Source organism: Niabella terrae, from assembly GCF_054783135.1.
The window spans coordinates 1-616 of sequence record NZ_BAAGRD010000019.1 but is presented as its reverse complement, the minus strand read 5'-3'; the positions used below and the strand labels follow the sequence as shown (position 1 = coordinate 616).

At 38.5% G+C, this 616-nt stretch carries 1 protein-coding gene and 1 pseudogene; both read right to left on the bottom strand.

Annotated features, from left to right (window positions below):
• Positions 1-183: pseudogene (locus tag ACYVI9_RS15010) on the bottom strand (IS4 family transposase); the annotation flags it as partial.
• Between the two features lie 125 nt (positions 184-308).
• Positions 309-485: a DUF4372 domain-containing protein gene (locus ACYVI9_RS15005; RefSeq protein ID WP_460765942.1), complete on the bottom strand. Its 177-nt coding sequence runs from the start codon at positions 483-485 to the stop codon at positions 309-311.
• Positions 486-616: the final 131 nt, after the last annotated feature.

Sequence of the window (616 nt, the reverse complement as noted above, 5' to 3'; positions counted from 1 at the left end):
GGAAGTTTTAACATCGAACAACGTGTGCAATTTGATAGCTGCTTTTGCTCTTCTAAAAGTAGCCCACCAAAATACATTTAGGCATAAATCTACTACGGTACTGTCAAAAGCATATACATTTCCCTGCTCAGAGAAACTAAAATCGCTATCGGGTAGGCAGCTTTTACGCGCTTCCGAAATCATCTCGTATGCAAATAGCTCAAAGATGCGATAGTCCCTTTTTTCATTCGCCTCAGCAAGAGTAGATCGGCATACGAGTTTTCCGAATCCTAAATGATAGTGCTTTGACTGATGTGCGTTTATGCAAATTAGCAAATCTCGAAGGCTCCACGATTACTTAATTGGCCAAACATCATACAGAGAAGTTGATTCCAACATGTAAAATGTTTAACCCATTTATCGCCTTCGTATTTGCGAACACAACGATCAAATATCCTGGCAGGCAAAAAGGTAACTGCCTGAGAGAATACATATTTGCCCCTGATTCATAAATCTTCTGATTTTCAGAAAGTTATGAAATTAGGCATTTCAAATCGTCACCGTGCTAAATTTCGACCAAACCTTTATCCATCAAGAGTTTCAAAGAACTAACTTTATTTTTTTCCGGACACTAATG